Source organism: Campylobacter sp. RM19073 (assembly GCF_024723495.1).
In the GTDB taxonomy this organism is placed as follows: domain Bacteria; phylum Campylobacterota; class Campylobacteria; order Campylobacterales; family Campylobacteraceae; genus Campylobacter; species Campylobacter porcelli.
The window spans coordinates 1-20,475 of record NZ_JANQCT010000001.1 but is presented as its reverse complement, the minus strand read 5'-3'; the positions used below and the strand labels follow the sequence as shown (position 1 = coordinate 20,475).

General features: G+C 33.9%; 22 protein-coding genes. 8 read left to right on the top strand and 14 right to left on the bottom strand.

The window, feature by feature from the left end:
* Positions 1 to 145 precede the first annotated feature (145 nt).
* Genes CSUIS19073_RS00110 through CSUIS19073_RS00095 form a run of 4 tightly spaced genes read left to right on the top strand, consistent with a single transcriptional unit; the run spans position 146 to position 2,702 of the window.
* Complete coding sequence (locus CSUIS19073_RS00110; protein ID WP_086242048.1) at positions 146 to 517, top strand: hypothetical protein; 372 nt, start codon at positions 146 to 148, stop codon at positions 515 to 517.
* Between the two features lie 8 nt (positions 518 to 525).
* On the top strand, positions 526 to 1,338 hold the full coding sequence (locus CSUIS19073_RS00105) for an ATP-grasp domain-containing protein (RefSeq protein ID WP_086236935.1): 813 nt from the start codon (positions 526 to 528) through the stop codon (positions 1,336 to 1,338).
* Entirely contained in the window at positions 1,331 to 2,005 is a 675-nt protein-coding gene (locus CSUIS19073_RS00100; RefSeq protein ID WP_086236539.1) for a class I SAM-dependent methyltransferase, read from the top strand. Before CSUIS19073_RS00105 ends, CSUIS19073_RS00100 begins: the two co-directional genes overlap by 8 nt.
* A gap of 10 nt (positions 2,006 to 2,015) precedes the next feature.
* Positions 2,016 to 2,702, top strand: a complete 687-nt coding sequence (locus CSUIS19073_RS00095; protein WP_086236538.1) for a class I SAM-dependent methyltransferase — start codon at positions 2,016 to 2,018, stop codon at positions 2,700 to 2,702.
* A gap of 2 nt (positions 2,703 to 2,704) precedes the next feature.
* On the opposite strand, the gene hisD is transcribed toward CSUIS19073_RS00095, so the two are convergent.
* Genes hisD through CSUIS19073_RS00050 form a run of 9 tightly spaced genes read right to left on the bottom strand, consistent with a single transcriptional unit; the run spans position 2,705 to position 10,771 of the window.
* Complete coding sequence (hisD, locus tag CSUIS19073_RS00090) at positions 2,705 to 3,985, bottom strand: histidinol dehydrogenase (protein WP_086236537.1); 1,281 nt, start codon at positions 3,983 to 3,985, stop codon at positions 2,705 to 2,707.
* Between the two features lie 48 nt (positions 3,986 to 4,033).
* Complete coding sequence (locus CSUIS19073_RS00085) at positions 4,034 to 4,762, bottom strand: YaaA family protein (RefSeq protein WP_086236536.1); 729 nt, start codon at positions 4,760 to 4,762, stop codon at positions 4,034 to 4,036.
* Positions 4,737 to 5,246, bottom strand: coding sequence for an HIT family protein (locus CSUIS19073_RS00080; protein WP_086236535.1), 510 nt, complete (start codon positions 5,244 to 5,246; stop codon positions 4,737 to 4,739). The genes CSUIS19073_RS00085 and CSUIS19073_RS00080 overlap by 26 nt, the downstream gene beginning before the upstream one ends.
* Positions 5,243 to 6,016 (bottom strand): indole-3-glycerol phosphate synthase TrpC, encoded by a 774-nt coding sequence (gene trpC / locus CSUIS19073_RS00075; protein WP_086236534.1) that lies wholly within the window; start codon positions 6,014 to 6,016, stop codon positions 5,243 to 5,245. The genes CSUIS19073_RS00080 and trpC overlap by 4 nt, the downstream gene beginning before the upstream one ends.
* Positions 6,013 to 7,254, bottom strand: coding sequence for a tetratricopeptide repeat protein (locus CSUIS19073_RS00070; RefSeq protein ID WP_086236533.1), 1,242 nt, complete (start codon positions 7,252 to 7,254; stop codon positions 6,013 to 6,015). Before CSUIS19073_RS00070 ends, trpC begins: the two co-directional genes overlap by 4 nt.
* Positions 7,230 to 7,598, bottom strand: a complete 369-nt coding sequence (locus CSUIS19073_RS00065) for a YkgJ family cysteine cluster protein (RefSeq protein WP_086242222.1) — start codon at positions 7,596 to 7,598, stop codon at positions 7,230 to 7,232. Before CSUIS19073_RS00065 ends, CSUIS19073_RS00070 begins: the two co-directional genes overlap by 25 nt.
* Entirely contained in the window at positions 7,598 to 8,293 is a 696-nt protein-coding gene (locus tag CSUIS19073_RS00060; protein WP_086236532.1) for a tRNA1(Val) (adenine(37)-N6)-methyltransferase, read from the bottom strand. The genes CSUIS19073_RS00065 and CSUIS19073_RS00060 overlap by 1 nt, the downstream gene beginning before the upstream one ends.
* Entirely contained in the window at positions 8,280 to 9,812 is a 1,533-nt protein-coding gene (locus CSUIS19073_RS00055) for a hypothetical protein (RefSeq protein WP_086242047.1), read from the bottom strand. The genes CSUIS19073_RS00060 and CSUIS19073_RS00055 overlap by 14 nt, the downstream gene beginning before the upstream one ends.
* Before the next feature lie 2 nt (positions 9,813 to 9,814).
* A complete protein-coding gene (locus tag CSUIS19073_RS00050) occupies positions 9,815 to 10,771 on the bottom strand; it encodes an NAD(P)-binding domain-containing protein (protein WP_086242046.1) in 957 nt (318 codons plus the stop codon).
* Positions 10,772 to 10,964: 193 nt separating this feature from the next.
* Between CSUIS19073_RS00050 and CSUIS19073_RS00045 the strand changes: the two genes are divergently transcribed.
* Positions 10,965 to 11,435, top strand: a complete 471-nt coding sequence (locus tag CSUIS19073_RS00045; RefSeq protein ID WP_086242045.1) for a hypothetical protein — start codon at positions 10,965 to 10,967, stop codon at positions 11,433 to 11,435.
* Between the two features lie 7 nt (positions 11,436 to 11,442).
* On the opposite strand, the gene CSUIS19073_RS00040 is transcribed toward CSUIS19073_RS00045, so the two are convergent.
* From CSUIS19073_RS00040 to CSUIS19073_RS00020, 5 genes are read right to left on the bottom strand one after another with little or no spacing between them, the layout of a single operon-like run.
* Positions 11,443 to 13,098, bottom strand: a complete 1,656-nt coding sequence (locus CSUIS19073_RS00040; protein WP_180379351.1) for a transglycosylase SLT domain-containing protein — start codon at positions 13,096 to 13,098, stop codon at positions 11,443 to 11,445.
* Positions 13,082 to 13,381 carry a YggT family protein gene (locus tag CSUIS19073_RS00035; RefSeq protein WP_086236528.1) on the bottom strand — a complete coding sequence of 100 codons (300 nt, stop codon included), beginning with the start codon at positions 13,379 to 13,381 and terminating at the stop codon, positions 13,082 to 13,084. Before CSUIS19073_RS00035 ends, CSUIS19073_RS00040 begins: the two co-directional genes overlap by 17 nt.
* A complete protein-coding gene (gene gltX, locus CSUIS19073_RS00030) occupies positions 13,378 to 14,667 on the bottom strand; it encodes a glutamate--tRNA ligase (protein ID WP_086242044.1) in 1,290 nt (429 codons plus the stop codon). Before gltX ends, CSUIS19073_RS00035 begins: the two co-directional genes overlap by 4 nt.
* A gap of 3 nt (positions 14,668 to 14,670) precedes the next feature.
* Complete coding sequence (gene queC / locus CSUIS19073_RS00025; protein WP_086236526.1) at positions 14,671 to 15,348, bottom strand: 7-cyano-7-deazaguanine synthase QueC; 678 nt, start codon at positions 15,346 to 15,348, stop codon at positions 14,671 to 14,673.
* Positions 15,341 to 16,714 carry a phosphomannomutase/phosphoglucomutase gene (locus CSUIS19073_RS00020; RefSeq protein ID WP_086242043.1) on the bottom strand — a complete coding sequence of 458 codons (1,374 nt, stop codon included), beginning with the start codon at positions 16,712 to 16,714 and terminating at the stop codon, positions 15,341 to 15,343. The genes queC and CSUIS19073_RS00020 overlap by 8 nt, the downstream gene beginning before the upstream one ends.
* A gap of 127 nt (positions 16,715 to 16,841) precedes the next feature.
* Between CSUIS19073_RS00020 and thiF the strand changes: the two genes are divergently transcribed.
* From thiF to thiH, 3 genes are read left to right on the top strand one after another with little or no spacing between them, the layout of a single operon-like run.
* On the top strand, positions 16,842 to 17,645 hold the full coding sequence (gene thiF, locus CSUIS19073_RS00015; protein ID WP_086242042.1) for a sulfur carrier protein ThiS adenylyltransferase ThiF: 804 nt from the start codon (positions 16,842 to 16,844) through the stop codon (positions 17,643 to 17,645).
* The gene (locus tag CSUIS19073_RS00010) at positions 17,638 to 18,396 is read left to right on the top strand and encodes a thiazole synthase (protein WP_086236523.1); all 759 of its coding nucleotides are present in this window, start codon (positions 17,638 to 17,640) and stop codon (positions 18,394 to 18,396) included. Before thiF ends, CSUIS19073_RS00010 begins: the two co-directional genes overlap by 8 nt.
* A 3-nt stretch (positions 18,397 to 18,399) precedes the next feature.
* Positions 18,400 to 19,572, top strand: coding sequence for a 2-iminoacetate synthase ThiH (gene thiH, locus CSUIS19073_RS00005; RefSeq protein WP_086236522.1), 1,173 nt, complete (start codon positions 18,400 to 18,402; stop codon positions 19,570 to 19,572).
* Positions 19,573 to 20,475: the final 903 nt, after the last annotated feature.

Genomic DNA, 20,475 nt, shown 5'->3' with positions numbered 1-20,475 from the left:
ACTAATATTATCAAAACTAGAAATTTACTACATTTAATATCACTTAAATTTACAATAAAATATAGCAAAAAATAGTCAATTAATGCGTAAGAATTCTAAATTTAACCGATTTTAGCTATAATTCAACAAAAATTTAAGGCAAAATGTGGATAAAAGCAAAATCGCTTTAGCAATTGGAGCTGGTAGTGAGAGTTTAATAGCTATAAGATATGCCAAAAAACTTGGTCTAAAGGTCATAGCATTTGATGGAGATGCGTCTGCTTTGGGGCTTAGAGAAGCTGATATTTCCTATATAGTTGATATATCACAGCCAAAACTTATAATCTCTAAGCTAAATAGCGATGGATTTATCCCAAATTTAATCTTGCCAACGCTAATTGGTCGCTGTCTAATTAGCATTGGAGCGTTAAATGATTACTATAATTTAAGTGGCTTTAGCTACGATATAGCCGATATATGCACTGATAAACTCAAATTTGCTCACGCCCTTAACTCGCCTAAAAATTGGGGGGGGTAAGCTTAAATATGAGAAATTTAAGAGAGATTAATTTCTCCCTATTTAAGCCTGATTTAAATCTAAATGAGTTTAAATTTCCCCTTATTATAAAACCAAGATTTGGTAGCGGTAGTAGAGATACCTTGGTTATTTCTACAAAAAATCAACTTAAAAATATTTTAAAAAATGAGAAATTCAAACAAGAGGATTTTTTGATAGAGGAGTTTATAGATGGCGTAGAGTATGGTATCGACGCAGCCGTAATGGATGGTAAATTTAATCACATTTTACTAAGAGAAAAGCTCATAACGCCTATACCATATAGACAAGCTATAGCCTATATCAGCACAGATGAGATCCCTAGCGTAAGTGAGTATATGCAAGAGATTATAGATAAATTAAATATAGATAGTGCCTTGATACACGCTGACATTATCATCACTAAAGATGGTAAGCCATTTATAATTGAGATAGCTACTCGTCCAAGCGGACACTATCTAAGCAAATTTATAGAGATTACAACTGGGATAAATCCTACTAAAGAGTGGATAAATCATAGCTTAAATCTACCATATAGCCTTAAACCAAAATTTAGGAAAAATACAATAATACGATATTTTGATTTTGAAGGGGATTGGATAGAGGCTGATTTTGCCTTGCTTAAAGATAGCTTAGGAATTATAGAGTATGAGTGTAATATCAGCTCTACTCTTACTAAGGTCGTAGATGGTGCTAGTATAATGAGTAGAGGCTATGCTATAATAGAATCAAACTCAAAAGAGCAATGTCTAATAAACGCTCAAAAATTAATATCAAATTTTAAAAGGAAAATCAATGAATGAGATACAAAAAGCTCAAGAGCACTCCTATAAACTATGGGAAAAACACATATCAAACTCAATGCTACTATATCCTAATGAGTATCTAACTAGATATATCTATGCTAATAGAAGTAAATTTAATAGCATACTGGATTTTGGCTGTGGCGATGGTAGGCATTTAGAGATGATAGCTAGGGCTGGGATTAAGGAGATAATCGGCGTAGATTGTAACGCCTCAGCACTAAAAATAGCTAATCAAAGATGCGAAAAATATAATATAACCTTACACCAAAATAATCAAAATATAAATTTAAAAGAGCTAATTAAAAGAGATGATCTAGACTGCGTAGTCTGCTGGGGGATAACTCTAATAAATGCTAATTATGTAACAAGTAGTATATTTAAGCAATTTGCAGATATATTAAAAAGCGGTGGCAAAATTATAGCTAACTGGAGAGCACAAGATGACTCCTTATATGGCGATGGCAAAGAGATACAAAAAGATACATTCATAATACAAAGAGATAGCCACAAAGGAATGCTATACTATATCCCAAATTTAGATGATATAAAGGCAATTTATAAGAGTGCGAATTTAGAGATTATAAGCATAGATAGTGAGAGATTTACTACTGATAATGGCAAGATTATAAACTCATGGCATATTATAGAAGCTAAGAAAGTATAAAGGAAATTTAATGATAAATAGCGTAAATGACTATAAAGAGCACTTTGAATTATGGGAGGATTTGGTATTAAGCGGGGATAGAATTTACCCTAGTGAGTTTGTTGTTCGTTTTGCCTTTAAGAATAAATTTAAAAGTGTGCTAGATTTTGGCTGTGCTAATGGTAGGCATTTAGAGTGCTTTAGCAAGGCTGGGGCTACTAAATTAATAGGAGTTGATCTTAACCAAAAGCCACTTGATTTAGCCAAATCAAGATTAGAGCATATCATAAATAGTCGAGGTGGCACACTAGAACTATATAGCAATAAAAATAGAGATATTAATGAAATTTTAAAAGATACTAAAGTTGATGCGATCTTAGCTTGGGAGATAGCCTATTTATATACCCCAAATGTTGCTTTAAATCTATTAAAATCACTAAAATCCCATCTAAATCCAAATGGCAAAATATTAATAAATTTCATATCCACAGATGATAGCCTAAAGAGCGACGCAAAGCTAATTGGCGAGAATTTATATGAGATTACAGAGCATACCCATAAGGGGTTGATTTTTACATTTTATAATCTAGATATGATTAAAGAGCTTATGCAAAAAGCTGGTCTAAAGATACTAGCCATAGAGAAAAATCACTACTGGCTAGATGGCGGAGCTATCAAGCATGACTATATCAATATCCAAGCCACGCATGATAGATAAAATCAAATTCTAAACTCAACTGAAAGCTTATGAGCCTCTAGCCCCTCAGCATCAGCTAGAGCCATACAAGCCTTGCTAAGCTCACTAATAGCACATTTATTCATAGAGATTATAGAGCTTTTTTTGATAAAATTACTCACGCTTAAAGGGGAGAAAAATCTAGCACTACCCCCAGTTGGTAGCGTGTGGTTTGGACCAGCTAAATAATCCCCTATAGCCTCAGGAGTATAATGACCTAAAAATATCGCCCCAGCGTGTCTAATGTGTGGTAAATAATCATACGCATTATCACAAGCTATCTCTAAATGCTCCACAGCTAGCTCATTCATCAGCTCCACGCACTCATTCATATCACGAGCTACGATTATGGCGGCCTTATTTTCTATACTTGCTTTTGCTATTTCATATCTTTTTAAATTTGGCAATAATCTTTGAATTTCACTATTAACCTTAGTAGCAAACTCATCGCTAAAAGCGATTAAAAAGCTACTTGCTATCTCATCATGCTCAGCTTGACTTAGCAAATCAATGGCTATGTGAGTAGGATTAGCACTATCATCGGCTATTACGCCTATTTCGCTTGGTCCTGCTATCATATCTATATTTACATCGCCATAAACCATCTTTTTAGCCGTTGCTACATAGATATTTCCTGGCCCAGTAATTACATCTACTTTTTTAATGCTATTAGTCCCATACGCCATAGTAGCAATCGCACTAGCACCGCCTACTTTATAAGCCTCTTTAATACCTAAAAGATGCATAGCCCCAAGTAGTAGTGAATTTACCACCCCGCCAACAGCTGGAGTACAAACTACTATATCTTTAACTCCAGCTACTATTGCTGGGACTGCGTTCATTATTAAAGAGCTAGGATAGGCTGCTTTGCCACCTGGGATATATAGCCCTGCTCTATCTACTGGGGTGACCTTTTGACCAAGTAGTGCGCCACTAGGCTCAAAATCTATCCAAGATTTTTCTACTTGCTTTTGGTGATAGCTCTTAACTCTTTTATACGCTATTTCTAAAGCACTTTTTAACTCACTATCTAAAGCCTCATAAGCACTTTTCATCTCATCAGTAGTTATAGCTAGATTATTATTTACTTCCCACCTATCAAATTTAGCGATTTGCTCTTTTAAAGCCTCATCTCCATGCTTTTTAATATCATCAATAATACCATTTACAATAGGCATTACGCCTTGTATATCCATATTTGAGCGATTTACTAATGCGTCAAATTCATCTTTAAAATTTGCTTGATTACTATATAAAATTTTCATAAATATCTCCTTAAACTAAAATTATACCCTATTTTGAATAATTTTGATCTAATCGCTATTAATTTCAAAGATTAATTCACTTTTTAATTTAGTTTTTATAATGCTAACTAAGCTTAGATTTGGGAATTTAATCTGCATCAAATCATTAAAGCTACCAGCCCCATTTAGTGCCAAATGACGCAAAACAAGCCCCCTATAATACTTAGCAAAATGGCTAACAACTCTACCACTTTTTAGAAATTTCATAGTCATATATGGAGATTTAATAGTGTAAAATTTATCATAATATCCAGCCCTAAGATCCACTATATCATCACCATCTAAAAACTCATCTAAAGCCCTATCAAGGCGACCTTTATAATATTTTATGCTATCTATATTAGCAACCATCTGACCTTGCTTTAGCTTATAAAACCTAGCATAATCCCCAGCTCTTAAAACACCATATAAATTAGAAAATATCAATAAATTCTCATCTATATATTTAGCTGATTTTTCATCTAAATTTAGATAATCCAAAGCATCATATGCCACGCCATCATACATTTGTATAGCTTTGTGATAGAGTTTTTTACTAGATAGATCTACTATATTAGCAATATCTTTGCTGCTTTTTACCCCAAATATCTTGCTTAAAGTAGTCTCATCACCACTATTTAATATATCATAATAACTCTTTAAAATCTCATCTCTATCGCAATTTATCGATAATGAAGCAAGATCAAGTGGATTTGGGGTTGGCTTTTTACTCTCACTTGGAGAAAATAGAATTTTCACTACTTAGCCTTTTAAATTCATCTCTTAAACTCTCAAATTGCTCCATAAATGGAACGCCATGAACTCTAGTATATCCTATGGTTGTTATGAAATTTGTATCCCTCTCCCACCTTGGCACAAGATGATAATGTATATGCTCAGCTATACCAGCACCAGCGGCTGCTCCTAAATTCATACCGATATTAACGCCACTAGCATTTAAAACTCTTTTTAAAACCGCTACGCCGATTTGGACTATTTGGCTCATCTCTAGCCAAATTTGAGTATCTAAGCTCTCGATATTATCTATATGCTTATAAGGAATTACCATAAACTCACCCAAAGTATATGGGTATCTATTCATCACACCAAAACAGTTTTTAGCCCTAAATAGCACAAAATTCTCACTATCTCTATTCTCACTAGCAATCTTGCAAAATACGCACTGGCTATCTTTTGGACGGGCAAAATACTGCGCCCTCCAAGGGGCAAATTCATCTCTCATCTAGCGCCCCTTATATCCATTACAGCTTGATAAATATCATCTTGACGCATAAAATGCTCACCAATTAAAAAGCCTTTAATGCCATTTTGATTTAAATTTAAAATTTGCTCATATGAGTATAATCCACTCTCAGCCACCACAATCCTATCATCTTTAATCTGCTCTTTTAGCCTTAAGCTAAGCTCCATATCCATCTTAAATGTCTCTAAATTTCTATGATTTATCCCTATTAGCTTAGCATTAGTTTGTAGAGCTTTTTCTAAATCTTCTTCGTCATGAATCTCCATCAATACTGTTAAATTTAGCTCATTAGCATAATCTGATAGCTCTTTTAAACTCTTTATATCCAAAGCCTTAGCGATTAATAAAATCATATCAGCACCATAAATTCTAGCTTGAGCGATCTGATATTTATCTATGATAAAATCTTTTCTAAGCAAAGGTAAATTCACAAATCTACGCACCAATCCCAAATACTCAATACTTCCTAAAAAATAGTATGGCTCAGTTAAAACGCTTATCGCCCACGCTCCGGCTCTTTCATACTCTAAGGCTATTTTTAACGGATCAAAATCATCTCTTATAACCCCTTTGCTAGGGCTTGCCTTTTTAACCTCAGCTATGATATTTATCCCATCTTTAAGCATTTTAAATGGATCTAGCGGAGTGCGTGAGTAACTTATGGCTCTTTGTAAAATATCAAAAGGGAGCTTTTGTTTTTGGTTTTGAAGCTCAAATTTGGTTTTATCTATAATTTGCTTTAATATCATCTTTTGCCTTTTATACACTTTTTAATCTTATCATAATGAATTTTAAACTCCCCTTGCTCTAAATCTTTAGCGCCGATTTTCTCTATCCACTCCATAGCCATATCGCAATTCCCAAGCTTATAATACCCCCACGCCACAGAGTCTATAATATAAGCAGATTTAAAATCAAGAAAATGAGCCTTTAAAACTAGCTCTAATCCCTTTTTCACATCAATATTATGATCTATTAGCAAGTAGCCATAATAGTTATAATACACGGGATTTTCAAGCTTATAAACGGACTCTTCAAAGAGATTAATTATAAGCTTTAGCTCTTTTGTTTTGCTTAATTCATACTTATATATTGCCATTTTGGCTTTATATTCAACACTATTTGTAAGCTCAAATAGCCTTTTAGCAACCTCATAAGCCTCATTATACTCACCAAGTTGAGCGTAAATTTGAGATAGCAAATCATCGTTAAATTCATACTTTTTAAGCAATCTCTTAGCCCCTTGATAATCCCCTTGATAAAGATGCACTTCAAGGGCATTTACTAAATATTGAGTAGATTCATTTTCTAAATACAACTTCTCATATATTCGCACAATATTATCAAAATCAGATGAATTTGAGTATAAATCTAATAAAATATAACAAGCCCTACTAGAACAGCCATTTTGCCTAACCCAATCATCAGCTATCCTTATAGCACTCTTGCTATCGCCTAAAAAATCATTAAAAATAGTGATAACTCGTATCATATTATCTTCGCTTTTATCGATTTCATAAGCTTTTTTGTATAACTCAATTGATTTATTTATATCATCTTCAAAAGCATATATATTGGCTAATAATATATAATTTTGGCTACTTTTATCCATTTTTATGAGCTTTAAAGCTAATTTTTTAGCCTCATCTAGCTCATAAATTAATATAGCATAGCTAATCTTTAGCCTTAAAGTTTGAGCGTCATTTCCATTTAATTCACCCATTATCTGATATAATAAATTTGATCTAGCACTCAAAGCCAATCTAGCTGCTTCTTTTAAAAATAGCTCATTACCGCTATTTTTATAAAGAGTATAAAATATCTCACTAGCTTTGCTTGTATCGCCATTTTCTATCATAAAATAAGCATTCATTATATCCAAATCACCATTTGGCTTAGCTTGATAAATAGGACCAAAATTTGGCTCTATACCGCCACAACCATACAATACAAATGCTAAAGCTACAATCGCTTTACGCCAATACATTCCATCTCCAGCTCTTTAAAATTACTCTTAAAATGCTCCCAAAATGGGAAGCTCCTACACTGCTTTGGCCGATACTCATATATGGAGCAATTTTTGTTTTTTTCATCAAAAAACATACAAGCAAAGCCATTTTGGTATGGCTTTTCTTTAATGCTATATCTATTGCCAAATTTCTCTAAAAATATCTCTTTAACCAGCTCTGATTTATACCCTAAATATCTGCTAAGCTCATCTATCTCGCCCTCATCAATCCATATATATCCACTCTCTCCAGTACAGCACCTGCCACCACACTCATCGCACTTGCTAGGATTAAACTCATAATCAAACCCATCTTGCTTTATCACTCATAAACCTTGCTTATAGTATTTGCTTTTTTAAAAATCTCTTTTGCCCCTATGCTAAACTCATCTTTATCAAAAACAACCAAAGGTGGCACCACCTCGCACATAGAGCGGCTACTTTTTTTACTCTCAATTAGCACTAATTTGGCACTTTGATTATGCTTAGAATGGATAAATTTAAGCTTAGTAGCATTCATCTTAAATTTATCAAATAGAGCAAAAATCTCTCTAATCTGCTTAGCATCATAACAAAAATATAAAACCCCTTTTGGCTTTAAATTGCGATTACAACTAGCCAAAAATTGCTCCAAGTTAAGAGAATTTGAGTATCTAGATCTTGCTATATGGCTATTTTGACTCTTAATCACATTTGCGTGATAAAATGGGGGATTAGATATGATAAAATCAAATTTAACCTCACTTCTAAACTCGGCAAAATCGCCAACTATAAAATTTGCTTTAATACCATTTATCCTAGAGTTATGCCTACTAATCTCAATATTTAAAGGCTCAATATCAATCCCACTTAAGCTTATTTTATTATCACGAGCAACCAAAAACCCTAAGATACCACATCCACAACCAACATCTAAGATCTCGCCCTTTAGTTTATTACCTATAAAATCATATAAAAATAGAGTATCGCTATTATATCTATACCCATCTTTAAGCTGATAAAGCTCAAGCTGATCCATTGCTATCTCTATTTATCTCTTGGGTTTTGATATTTTTTATCATCTCTTCATAATATTTTTTTTGGTTTTCTAACTCTTTTATGTATGTTTGTTTAGTTGATTCTAAGCCCTCTTTGGCACTTTGGATTATGGCAAATATTTTGGAATTTAACTGGCTATTTTGAACTTCTAATTCTGTGATTTTGGAATTTAATAGCTCATAATTTGCCAACTTTTTGCTATTATTCATATCGCTTTTTAGAGTTAAAATTTGATCTTTTAACTCCTTTATCTCTTTATCTTTAATAGCCCCATCTCTTTGTAGATTGCTGATTTTTTGCATACTTTTATTTGCGTCAATAGCACTAAATTCAACCATTTTTCTTAAATCCAAAATAGAGTCTTTATACTCTTTTTCTCTATTTTTTAACTCTTTTTTATAATTTATCTCTTGATTTATTAATTTAGCATTAAGCCCAGCTATAGTCATATTTTGCTCTTTTAGGCTGTTTTCATACCTATCTTTAAGCTGTTTATCCCTATTTTCTTGACTCTTTTTATAGTTGTTTAATATCTGATTTTCGATATTTTTTATCTCTTTATCTCTTTGATTATTTAAATTTTGAATAGTTAAATTTAGCTTTTTTATCTGATCATTTTTGCTATTTATTTCGGCAAAATACTCATTTCTTTGTCTATCAATCTCTGATTTTAGCTCATCTACATTCTTAGCACTCTTGTTTTGCAACTCTATTAATGCTAAGGTTTGAGAGTGCATTAATTTGCTTAGCTCATCATTTTTACTATTTATTTGAGATTTTAAGCTCTCTATCTCCTTATCTTTAGCATTTAAATTACTACTAAATTCAGCATTAAATTTAGAGTTTTGAGCCTTTAAAGCATTTAATTCATCGCTTAATTTTTTATTGATATTTTGTAGATTTATACTCTCTTGAGTAGCTTTATTAGCACTATTTTTAACCCTCTCATCAGCTATAGTTTTGGTTTTTTCTAACTCCAATTTTAGCTTATCGATATTGTTTTCTAAATCTACTATCTTTTGCTCATATCTCTTAATGCTCTCAACACTATCAACTTCAAGCTCATTAATTCTCTTTGTTAGCTCAGCTATATTATCATAGTGCTGAGCTTGAGATGACTTAATCGCCTCATTATAGGCATTTTTAGAGCTCTCATTGGCATTTGATATAGCTATTTTTTGGCTCTCTATCTCTTTGGCTAATTCCAAATTTTGCCTAACTAACTGAGCATTATCACTAAGCAAGACTCTATTATCCGTTATGGCGACTTCTAAATTCTTTTTAAGGGTATCTATATCATTTGGTATCTCTAGCATATCACTTTGAATATTAAAATCACGAAGCTCCAACCACGAAAAATAATCAGAAAGTGCCTCATATTTAGATTTTAAAATATATTTATCTTGCTCGCTAGAGTTTAAATCACTAAAGCTAATTGCCCTTTCATCACCACATCCAACCAGCAACGCACCAACTAGAAAATACCAAATTTTACTCACTACTACGCCTTATTATTTACTATATAATTGATAATTTTATGCGCATTATTTAGTGCTGAGACGATACTAGCACCATTTTTACTAGCTATATCGCCACCTACATACAGTCCTTTGACATTTGTTTGTAAATTCTCATCTACAACTGGTTTGGTATCGTTATCTAACTCTATGCCGCATTTTTGTAAGAAATCAACCGGAGTTGAGCCACCAATTGCATATATAATCCTATCATAAACCACGACACTTCCATCACTATAGCTTACTGACACCTTACCATTATCATTTTCTATTCCAGTAATATCTACGCCTAATTTTAAGGTCAATTTGCCATCTCTAGCACTATCTTCTACTGCGGCTAAATTTATATCGTTTAATCTTGTAAAAGTCGGGCGTCTATAATTTAGAGTTACATCATTACAGCCGCTTAAATCCACAGCATACTCAGCTGCTGAGTTTCCCCCACCTACTACGATAATCTTTTCGCCGCAATTACAGCTATTTAGATTATAATTTACAACTTGGATTAGTGATGGTGGAATTTTATAATCTGGCTTATTTGGCTTACCCATTCTACCTATACCTATCATCACATTTTTAGCCTTAAATACGCCTTTTGCCGTAGTAACTGCCAAATTTTCACCATCTCTTTTAACCCCTTCAACCTCAGCGTTAAATATAGCTTCAATCTCACCTTCATCTAAGAGTTTATCAAAATAGTTTAGCGTGCTCTCCTTAGTCCCATCAAAGAACTCCACACTACCCTTTGTCTCACTATCAAGACCTTTATAGACCTTATCTACCCGTTTGCCATCTTTGTAGAATTTGCGAATTGTTTGAGAGTGGTTATCCCCTTTTTCTAGTAATAAAACATTAGCAAATCCTGCTCTTTTAGCCTCAACTACTGAAGCTATACCAAATGGCCCACCACCGATGACTACTACATCATATAAATTTTCCATATTTTTCTCCATATTATTATATTTTTAAGACATAAATATTTTAGATAAAAAATATATCTAAATTCAACTTAAATTATTATTGATTTTTAAAAGTAAATTTTTAGATAAATTCAAAATATATTTTAGTAAAATATATATAATACAATTTAAAGATTAAAAATATAAATGGTATAATTTAATAAAAAGGCAAAATATGATTAAAAATTTATCTCTAATTTTTATAGCTTTAGTTTTTGCTGGGTGCTGGGGCAAGAGCTCTTTACACTCACAAGCAAATCTTAAAAATGAGCTTTTAGCCTACACGCAAAAGTATGATAAAGATGGAATTTTGCTAGTAGTTACATACCTAAATCCTATATATCAAGGCGAGTTTGTAAGTGATTTTGAAGGGAGTGAGGTGTTTATCCTCTCTATCTACCCAACCAATATATCGCCAAATTATATAAATATCAATGCGGTAAATTCAAAATTCCAAAAATTAAACGCAGATGATAACCTAACTAATCTAACATCTATAAATTTACCTTGGAGCAATCACTATAAAATCACAACCCCATCTCAAAATATAGATATTTTAAATCTAGAAATATCCCTAGATGACAACTCTACAGCTAGGCTCAAATTTCAAAAAATAGCTAGATCGCTTTATTGGAATACCAAATAAGGCAAGTTTAAAAGCTTAGCTTATCCCTAAATCCATCGCTTAACTCTGGAATCAAAGTAGCGTCAAAAAAGTGCGATATTTTAGTGCTTTTACCTAAGGCTGCTAGGTAGATTATATAGTTTGCTAAGACCTTCTTGCCATATATTCTACTCTCAGCATATGGGACTAAATCCATAGATAAAAACGGCTCATATTTGCTATACTCACCCTTGCGATTAAATAGATCTCCACGAAGCAACATACGCTTAGTAAAGCCAATCCCGCCATTATAAGCATATGCTATAAATAGCGGATTGTATAGATATTTCTCTAGGTAATCTAAGTGGAAATTAGCAAATTTATAGGCAATTTGCGGCTTAAACATATCATCTATATCAAATCCGCTCATACCAAGCTTAGCTGCAATGTCTATAGCCAAAAATGGCATAAACTGCATCATACCAAGTGCATATGAGGTAGATATAGCACTAGGGACAAATCTACTCTCTTGCCTAGCAAGAGCCAAAATCAACGCTTGACGCTTTACATCATCAGTGCCGATATACTCCATAAATGGCATTGGATAGAAGTGAATTTTATGATTATGTGCTCGCTCCATTATATAGCTATACTCTCCAAGGGTGCTTTGAGTATAAAATCTTGAAGCATATGAGATCAGCTCTGAGCTAGGCATATTTGCCACTTTTTCTCTAGTCCTTTGCCATGTAAATGGATCTGTGTAATCATATTTTAATAGCTCTTTAGTGGATGGTTTTGGCACTGCGATTTTGATCTTTTCATCGCTACTAAATTCCCTAGCAAAAAGGCTATAAATATTTATATCAGCACTATTTGCTATGCTTTTTAATAGCTCCTTATCTTTTGTGATTAAATATATCCAAAAATTAGCATTATCTTTATTACTAGCAAATTTTGATCTCTTAGCTGCCACTTCAAAAAATTTAACCGCCTTCTCATCTTCATAAAGTAATATAGCATTTAATCCAAACAAAAACGCCATATCCCCACTAAGAGAATTTGGATTAGCCTCTAGTAATACTCTTCTAAATTTTTCATTTTTCTTGCCAATTATAGATTCTTGAACTATTGATTTAAACTGCCAATGATTTATGCTATTTGCGATTAATTTTTGGCTCAATTTATATCTATTTAGAAATTCATCTTTATCCTTGGCGTTAAAATAGTATTTAAAATATCCAGTAGTATCACCAATCTTAATATAGTATGCTAGTGGGTCATCCTTGCTAAATCCTTGGACGAAATTTAAAAATTTCGAATTTGCCATCTTTAATCTTTCAAATAAATCAGCTCTTTGTGTAGGATTTAGGGATTTGACAAAATTAATACTAAGGAGCATATTTTGGCACATTTCATCGGCTTTATCGATATTTGATAGATTATATTTAGAGCAGTTATTTATACTTTTTTGTATAGCACCTAATTTATTATCAAATAGTGTCTTAATGCTACCTTGATAGCGGTAAATTTGTGTTCTAAGCTTTTTTAGCTCAGCCTTACTAGCCTTACTCTCTTTAGCAAATCTATATATATAATAGTCTTTTGCTAATCCTTTTGGAGAGGATTTTAACTTCTCATAGCTTGGCACTCCAGCCCAAAGTGGCATAGCCAAAAAGAGTAAAAATAGACTAAATTTGATAAGCAACAACACGAATATATCCTAATACAAATCTACTTATAAACTCCAAACTAAGCAAGATAATAATTGGTGCTATATCGATTCCACCAAAAGCCGTTGGAATTTTAAGCTTTCTAATAAGCCCATAAGCTGGAGCGCTAAGGCGATATAGTAGCTGGACAATTGGATTAAAAGGATCAGGTCTAACCCAGCTTATAAGGGCTGCTGCGATAATGACAAACATATAGGCCTTAATAACTATATCTAAAATATCAACTACAGAGATAATAAAATATGTTAAAACATTCATTTGGCTACAATCTCCTTAATATCTGATTTGATTAATGGGTATAGATCTTTAAGCTCAGGACCGTGCTGAGCGCCTGTTAAAAGTAGCCTAAGAGGCATAAATAGCGATTTGCCTTTTAAATTTGTCTCATCAGAGATAACAATTTTAAACTCATCAAAGCTATTTGGAATTTGCATATTTAATATAACTTTGCGTATCTCATCTGCCTCTTTTTGCCACTGCGGTGGGATTATCTTTGCTAAATTCATAGCGTCAATTTTAGCCATTATTTCAGGGATTAGGCTACTTTCTTGAGTATAAAATCTAGCCAAATCAGGCGAGCTAAATCCAAGCTCAACTAGCCTATCATCACTAGCAAGTTTGATATGTTCTCTATTTATTTGAGCTAGTTTCTCTTCGCTAAATTTAGCTGGCGAGTGTGAAATATTAGTTATATCAAACCAGCTAGCTGCTTGCTCTAAAGTGAAAATTTCACACGGAGTTTTATTGCCTATTAATATAAGATAATTGGCTATCGCCTCAGGCATATAACCCTTCTTTAAAAGGTAATTAACAGAAGAGCTATTATCCCTTTTACTCATCTTTTTGCCTTCGCTATTTAATATTATAGGTAAGTGGGCGTAGCTTATCTCTTGAGTATATCCTAATGCTTCTCTAATCAAATTTTGCTTTGGAGTATTGCTTACATGATCTTCGCCTCTAATAATCATCGTTACACCCTCAAGCATATCATCAATCGCACAAGCAAAGTTATATGTTGGCGTCTTATCTGCTCTTAAAAGCACGAAACTATCGATATTTTCAGGCTCAAATACTATCTCGCCTTTAATCTTATCAACAAATTTTTGTGTAGTTTTAGGCGATTTTAGCCTTATGGCCGCTGGGCGTGGATTATTTAAAATCTCTTCATCGCTTAAGTTTTCACAACTCCCATCATATCTATATGCCACCCCATTTTCTACTGCTTCTTGCCTTTTTTTATCCAATGTCTCATCATCGCAAAAGCATAAAAAAGCTTTCTTATCTATCAAAAGCTTAGAGGCAAATTCTTGATGAAATTTGAGATTTTTACTTTGATAATAAAGAGTATCCCACTTAATTCCAAATTTCTTTAAAAGCTCCATTATCTCTTTATCTTTACCATCTATATTTCTTTGTTTATCAGTATCTTCTATACGAAGTATAAAGCCACTTTTATCTTGAAGTGAAGATATATAGTTTAATATCGCAACTCTTAAATTCCCAATATGCATATCTCCAGTTGGCGATGGTGCAAAACGATACATATTTTAATCCTTAAATGTAATTTTTTTATACTCTATAGGGTCGTTTAAATTACTCTCTTTAAATCCCTTAAGCCTTAGCAGACAGCTATCACACTCTCCACAAGCCAAATCGCCACTCTCATAGCAACTCCAAGTATTAGATAGATCAACGCCTAATTTATAAGCCTTAACCACAATCTGTGCTTTTGATAAGCCAATTAGCGGCGCTTTAAAAATAAATTCGCAATTAGTGCCCAAATTCACCGCTTTATTCATCGCTTCTAAAAACTCAAGCTTGCAATCAGGATAACCACTCCCATCAACTTCAACTAATCCTATATATATAGCCTCGCATTTTTGCACTTGAGCCACGCTAGCTGCGATAGATAAAAATACTCCATTTCTAAAAGGCACATAAGTAACTGGCATATCAGTAGAATTTAGCGAATTTTTTGGTATTTCAACGCTTCTATCAGTTAAAGCATTGCCACCTACATCAGCTATAAAATCCGCATTAATCACAAATCTATCAATAACCCCCAAATCATCGCAAATTTTCTCAAAGCACTCACGCTCTTTTTGCATTGTCCTTTGAGAGTAATCAAAATGCAACCCTACGATCTCATACCCATCGCTCTTAGCAGTAGCAGCCGCCACCGCACTATCCATGCCACCGCTAATGATACACAAGGCCTTAGGCATTACAATCTACCATAATTTTATTTACCAAAGCGATCACGCCATCTTGAATTTCTTGCATATTTTTTAGCGAATTTGCCTCAAATCTAGTTACAATAACTGGAGTTGTATTAGACGCCCTTACTAGTCCCCAGCCATTTTGAAATTTAATCCTAACTCCATCTATATCTATAATATCAATAATCTTTGGAAGTCCATTACCATCTCTATTTAGCTCAACTTTTAAAGCCTCTATAATCTTAAATTTACTACTATCATCTGTTTTTATCTTCATCTCATCAGTTGAGTATAATTTAGGCAATCTATCTAGCTCAGCATCTAGATCAAATCCATTTGCTATTAGCTCAAGCACCCTTATCATAGCATACACAGCATCATCAAAACCAAAAAATCTCTCTTTAAAAAATATATGTCCGCTAACCTCAGCTGCCATATCGATATTTAGCTCTTTCATCGCTTTTTTGATATTGCTATGACCAGTTTTTCCCATAAAGCTTTTGCCGATTTTATCTATCTCATCATACATATTTTGGCTACATTTGACCTCGCCTAAGACTCTAGGATTTTTCATATTTTTAGCATATAAATATGCTAACTCATCGCCTTTTATAGTGCGTTTTGGAGTTAAAACTGCGATCCTATCAGCGTCCCCATCAAAGCCAAATCCAATATCATAGCCATTTTTTAAAGCCTGTTTTAGCTCTTTTATATTCTCCTCTTCGCTTGGATCTGGATGATGATTTGGAAACTCCCCATTAGGCTCTGGATATAGTAGATTAAATTCCAAGCCAAGTGCTTTAGCAATCGGCTTTAGAGTTATACCAGCCACGCCATTTCCAGCATCGCAAATAATCTTTGTCTTTAGTCCTTTAAGGTGGGAAAATTCCTTAGCATAAAAATCCACATATGAGCTTAAAATATCAAATTTAGTAGCCTTAAAATTATCTTCAACCACCTCGCCACTAGCTATAAATTTATTCACTTCATTTTTTAAAGATTGTAAATCATCGCCAAAATAGCTATCTTTTTTAATTGTGATCTTAAATCCATTATACTCTTTTGGATTATGACTACCTGTAATCATCACATTAGCATCAAATTTATCTGTAAAAACGCTAAAATACCCAACTGGCGTAGGCAACATTCCTATATCATAAACTTCTATTTTAGCCGCGTTAAATCCACTTACTAAATGGCCAAACAACGCATTAGCCGAAACCCTAGCATCATATCCAACGCTTACGCTCTTTACCCCGCGACTTTTCATCACTCGCCCAAGGCATATACCAATAGCTTTTACGCTTTTTTCATTCAAATCTTTTGGATAGATCCCTCGTATATCATACTCTCTAAATATCGTATCAAACATATTTTTAGCCTTAAATCCATATAAGGCTGAAATTTTAGCCAAATTTTTATAATCATTAGTTTAAATTTTACAAAATTTTAATACGCATTTAATAGCTATTTTGCCTTTTTAGGCTATAATCACGCTTATGAAAAAGATAAAAGTAAATTCAATCATAAAAGATGTAAATTCAAACACCCTTTCTAAACTACGCACCGAGCTTGGCTTTGATGATAGCGTAATAACCATATATAAAGGCTTTGCTACTAATGATGATTTAGAGCTAAATGATGGCGATAGTGTAGTCTTTATAAACAAAGGTGAATTCCCATCAAAAGAGTGTTTAAAAGAGATGATGGCAGCTAGAAATAGCCCTGAGGTAAATATAGCATTGCAAAATGCCAAAGTAGGAGTAGCTGGGCTTGGGGGGCTTGGCAGTAGCGTGGCTATAGCTTTAGCTAGGGTTGGGGTAAGCTCTTTAAAATTAGTTGATTTTGATACCATTGATCCATCAAATTTAAATCGCCAACAATATTTCATTGATGATATTGGTAAATACAAAACCACAGCCCTAGCAGATATAATCGCTAAGATTAATCCATTTGTTAGCGTAGAGATAGAGACTATAAGGCTAGATGAAAATAATGTAAATTTGGTATTTCAAAACTATGATATAGTAGCTGAATGCTTCGATAATCCAAAATCCAAAGCCATGCTAATAAATAATCTTAAAAACAAAACAATAGTAGCAGCAAGCGGTATGGCAGGATATGGCAGAAGTGATGAGATAAAGACAATTCAAATGGCAAAAAATCTCTATATTTGCGGAGATCTAAAAAGCGCTGCTAGTATAGGTAATGGGCTAATGGCACCTAGAGTTGGAATTTGCGCTATGCAACAAGCAAATCAAATTTTGGATATTTTAATAAAGAGAGTAGTAGATAATGGATAAGTTAAATTTAGGTGGAAGGCTATTTGATTCTAGATTTATTATGGGTAGTGGGAAGTTTGACCCAGAGCTAATTACCGCTTGTATAGAAGAAGCAGACGCTCAAATCATCACCCTAGCAATTCGTAGAGTAAATAAAGATAGCGATATAAGCATAACTAAATTTATCCCCAAAAATATCACCCTACTACCAAATACAAGCGGTGCAAGGGACGCTAGTGAAGCCCTAAGAATCGCCCGTCTAGGTAGAGAGCTTGGGTGTGGGGATATGATAAAAATAGAAGTAATTAAAGATAGCAAATTTCTACTACCAGATAACTATCAAACACTAAAAGCCATAGAGCTTTTGGCACATGATGGATTTATCCCGCTTGCTTATATGATGCCAGATCTTGTCGTTGCTCGTGATATGGCAAATGCCGGAGCGGCCGCCATTATGCCGCTAGCTGCACCAATTGGGTCAAATAAGGGTCTAAGCAATAAAGATATGATTCAAATTTTAATAGATGAAATAGACCTACCTATAATCGTAGATGCGGGGATTGGTCGCCCTAGTCAAGCGTGTGAGGCTATGGAGATGGGGTGTGCTGCTGTGATGGTAAATACCGCTATTGCCACTGCTAAGGATATAAGATCTATGGCAAGAGCGTTTAAAAATGCCGTAAAAGCCGGTAGAGATGCCTATTTAGCCGGATTTGGAAGAGTTTTAAATACCGCTCAAGCTAGCTCGCCACTGACTGGATTTTTGGGATAATAGATGAAATTTATACAAAAAACAGACCCAATGGAGTATCTACCATCGCAAGAGCAAATTGATAGCGATATAATGCTAAAAGTTTTAAATGCGCACAAAAATGTAAATTTCGATGAATTTAACGCTTTTGATGTCCAAAAAGCCCTAGATAAAGATAATCTAAATTTAAGAGATCTCCAAGCTCTATTAAGCCCTGTAGCTGCGAATTTCCTTGAAGAGATGGTAGCAAAATCCAAGGCTATAAAAGAGCGATATTTTGGTAAAAATATATACCTTTTTACCCCACAATACATAGCCAATCACTGCGATAATAACTGCGTTTATTGCGGTTTTAAGGTGGGTAATGATATCAAAAGGGCTCAATTAGATGAGAATGACATCATTAAAGAGCTAAAAAATATCGCCAAAACTGGATTAAAAGAGATACTTATATTAACTGGCGAATCCCAAACCAAAACACCGCTAAATTATATCGCAAACGCTTGTAGATTAGCCAAAGAGTATTTTGATATAGTTGGGGTTGAAATTTACCCATTAAATAGTGATGAATACGCAATTTTACACGATAACGGCGTGGATTTTGTCACAGTTTTCCAAGAGACTTATAATCCTATAAAATATGGCAAAATTCATCTTTACGGCAATAAAAGGGTCTTTCCATATAGATTTAACGCTCAAGAAAGAGCATTAATAGGCGGTATGCGTGGAGTGGCATTTGCAGCACTTCTTGGGATTGATGATTGGCGTAAAGATGCTATGGCAACTGCCCTTCACGCCTCATTAATCCAATCCAAATACCCACACGCAGAGATCTCTATCTCCGTCCCACGCCTAAGACCGATTATAAATAATAACAAAATCAATCCAAAAGATGTAACCGAGCGCGCCTTGCTCCAAGTAATCGCTGCTTATAGACTATTTTTGCCATATGCTAATATCACGCTTAGTAGTCGTGAGAGTGCGTATTTTAGGGATAATGCTATGGCTCTTGGCATTACTAAAGTATCAGCTGGAGTAAGTGTCGGTATCGGCGAACACGGCGGCAAAGATGATGAAGATAAAGGCGATGGTCAGTTTGAAATCAGCGATAATAGAGATGTAAATCAGATGAAAACAGCCATTAAAAATGCTGGTTTAACGCCGGTTATGAGTGATTATATTTATACTGGAATTTGATATTAAATTTCACGATAAATATTTATAAATCATTATAAGAATTAACCAAGATTCTAATAATAACCCTTCTTGCTTAAATATTTACTTCGCTAGAGCTAAGCCCAGTTTTTTAACTTCGCACGGCAACAAGTCGCCGTTTGCGACTTAAAAATAAAAATGCCAAACTGGGAAGGGGTTGGGATCTTAAGGGATAGGGGAACCCATTTTTACCTACTTTTAACGCACGAACAAAGTCCGTGCTAAAGTAGCAAATACTAAAGTCCCCATAAATGGGGTACCCCACTCGTGGAGACTTTAGTTTGATTAAACTTTTCTAAAGTTTATCGCAAAGGTCGGCTCTGCTGACCTGCGAAGTTAAAAATAGTTTCCCCTGTCCCTTAAAGAAAGAATTTAAAAAAATTTGAAATTTTAAATATTTTTTGGTTTTTATACTAAGTGAAATAATCTATATTATTTTTCTTTTTAAGTGGGAAGGGGGACGCTTTTTTGGCAGTTGAGTAGTGCAATAGTCAAACGATACTAACTATCGTTTGATGGCACTACGAAACATAAGAGCGAAGCTACTTTACCCTTCCCCCTTAACAACCCCTAACCCCTTGAAAAAGCCTTTCAAGGTTGCTGAGCTAAAGCTCAGATTTTTATAAAACAAATTTGAAGCAAATAGAGGTACCCCACTTGTGGGGGCTTTAGGTGGGTCAAGGGTTATACTCCAAATTTTCGCCGTAAAATAACCATTTAGGTTATTTTACTTTTGCGAAAATTTTATAAAATAAAAATGCCAAACTGGGAAGGGGTTGGGATTTTTAAGGGATAGGGGAAACTGTTTTGGCTTTCAAATTATAGTTTCCCCTATCCCTTAAAGAAAAGAATTTAAAAAAAGTTTGTCGTGTAAGCCCTATTTGC

What these genes read in the sequence shown, in the direction of transcription:
- CSUIS19073_RS00070 (WP_086236533.1), bottom strand. Translation starts at nt 7,254, where the DNA reads ATGTATTGGCGTAAAGCGATTGTAGCTTTAGCATTTGTATTGTATGGT.
- CSUIS19073_RS00080 (WP_086236535.1), bottom strand. Translation starts at nt 5,246, where the DNA reads ATGAGAGATGAATTTGCCCCTTGGAGGGCGCAGTATTTTGCCCGTCCA.
- CSUIS19073_RS00045 (WP_086242045.1), top strand. Translation starts at nt 10,965, where the DNA reads ATGATTAAAAATTTATCTCTAATTTTTATAGCTTTAGTTTTTGCTGGG.
- CSUIS19073_RS00100 (WP_086236539.1), top strand. Translation starts at nt 1,331, where the DNA reads ATGAATGAGATACAAAAAGCTCAAGAGCACTCCTATAAACTATGGGAA.
- CSUIS19073_RS00050 (WP_086242046.1), bottom strand. Translation starts at nt 10,771, where the DNA reads ATGGAAAATTTATATGATGTAGTAGTCATCGGTGGTGGGCCATTTGGT.
- queC (WP_086236526.1), bottom strand. Translation starts at nt 15,348, where the DNA reads ATGCCTAAGGCCTTGTGTATCATTAGCGGTGGCATGGATAGTGCGGTG.
- gltX (WP_086242044.1), bottom strand. Translation starts at nt 14,667, where the DNA reads ATGTATCGTTTTGCACCATCGCCAACTGGAGATATGCATATTGGGAAT.
- CSUIS19073_RS00035 (WP_086236528.1), bottom strand. Translation starts at nt 13,381, where the DNA reads ATGAATGTTTTAACATATTTTATTATCTCTGTAGTTGATATTTTAGAT.
- CSUIS19073_RS00095 (WP_086236538.1), top strand. Translation starts at nt 2,016, where the DNA reads ATGATAAATAGCGTAAATGACTATAAAGAGCACTTTGAATTATGGGAG.
- CSUIS19073_RS00010 (WP_086236523.1), top strand. Translation starts at nt 17,638, where the DNA reads ATGGATAAGTTAAATTTAGGTGGAAGGCTATTTGATTCTAGATTTATT.
- thiF (WP_086242042.1), top strand. Translation starts at nt 16,842, where the DNA reads ATGAAAAAGATAAAAGTAAATTCAATCATAAAAGATGTAAATTCAAAC.
- CSUIS19073_RS00105 (WP_086236935.1), top strand. Translation starts at nt 526, where the DNA reads ATGAGAAATTTAAGAGAGATTAATTTCTCCCTATTTAAGCCTGATTTA.
- trpC (WP_086236534.1), bottom strand. Translation starts at nt 6,016, where the DNA reads ATGATATTAAAGCAAATTATAGATAAAACCAAATTTGAGCTTCAAAAC.
- thiH (WP_086236522.1), top strand. Translation starts at nt 18,400, where the DNA reads ATGAAATTTATACAAAAAACAGACCCAATGGAGTATCTACCATCGCAA.
- CSUIS19073_RS00020 (WP_086242043.1), bottom strand. Translation starts at nt 16,714, where the DNA reads ATGTTTGATACGATATTTAGAGAGTATGATATACGAGGGATCTATCCA.
- hisD (WP_086236537.1), bottom strand. Translation starts at nt 3,985, where the DNA reads ATGAAAATTTTATATAGTAATCAAGCAAATTTTAAAGATGAATTTGAC.
- CSUIS19073_RS00060 (WP_086236532.1), bottom strand. Translation starts at nt 8,293, where the DNA reads ATGGATCAGCTTGAGCTTTATCAGCTTAAAGATGGGTATAGATATAAT.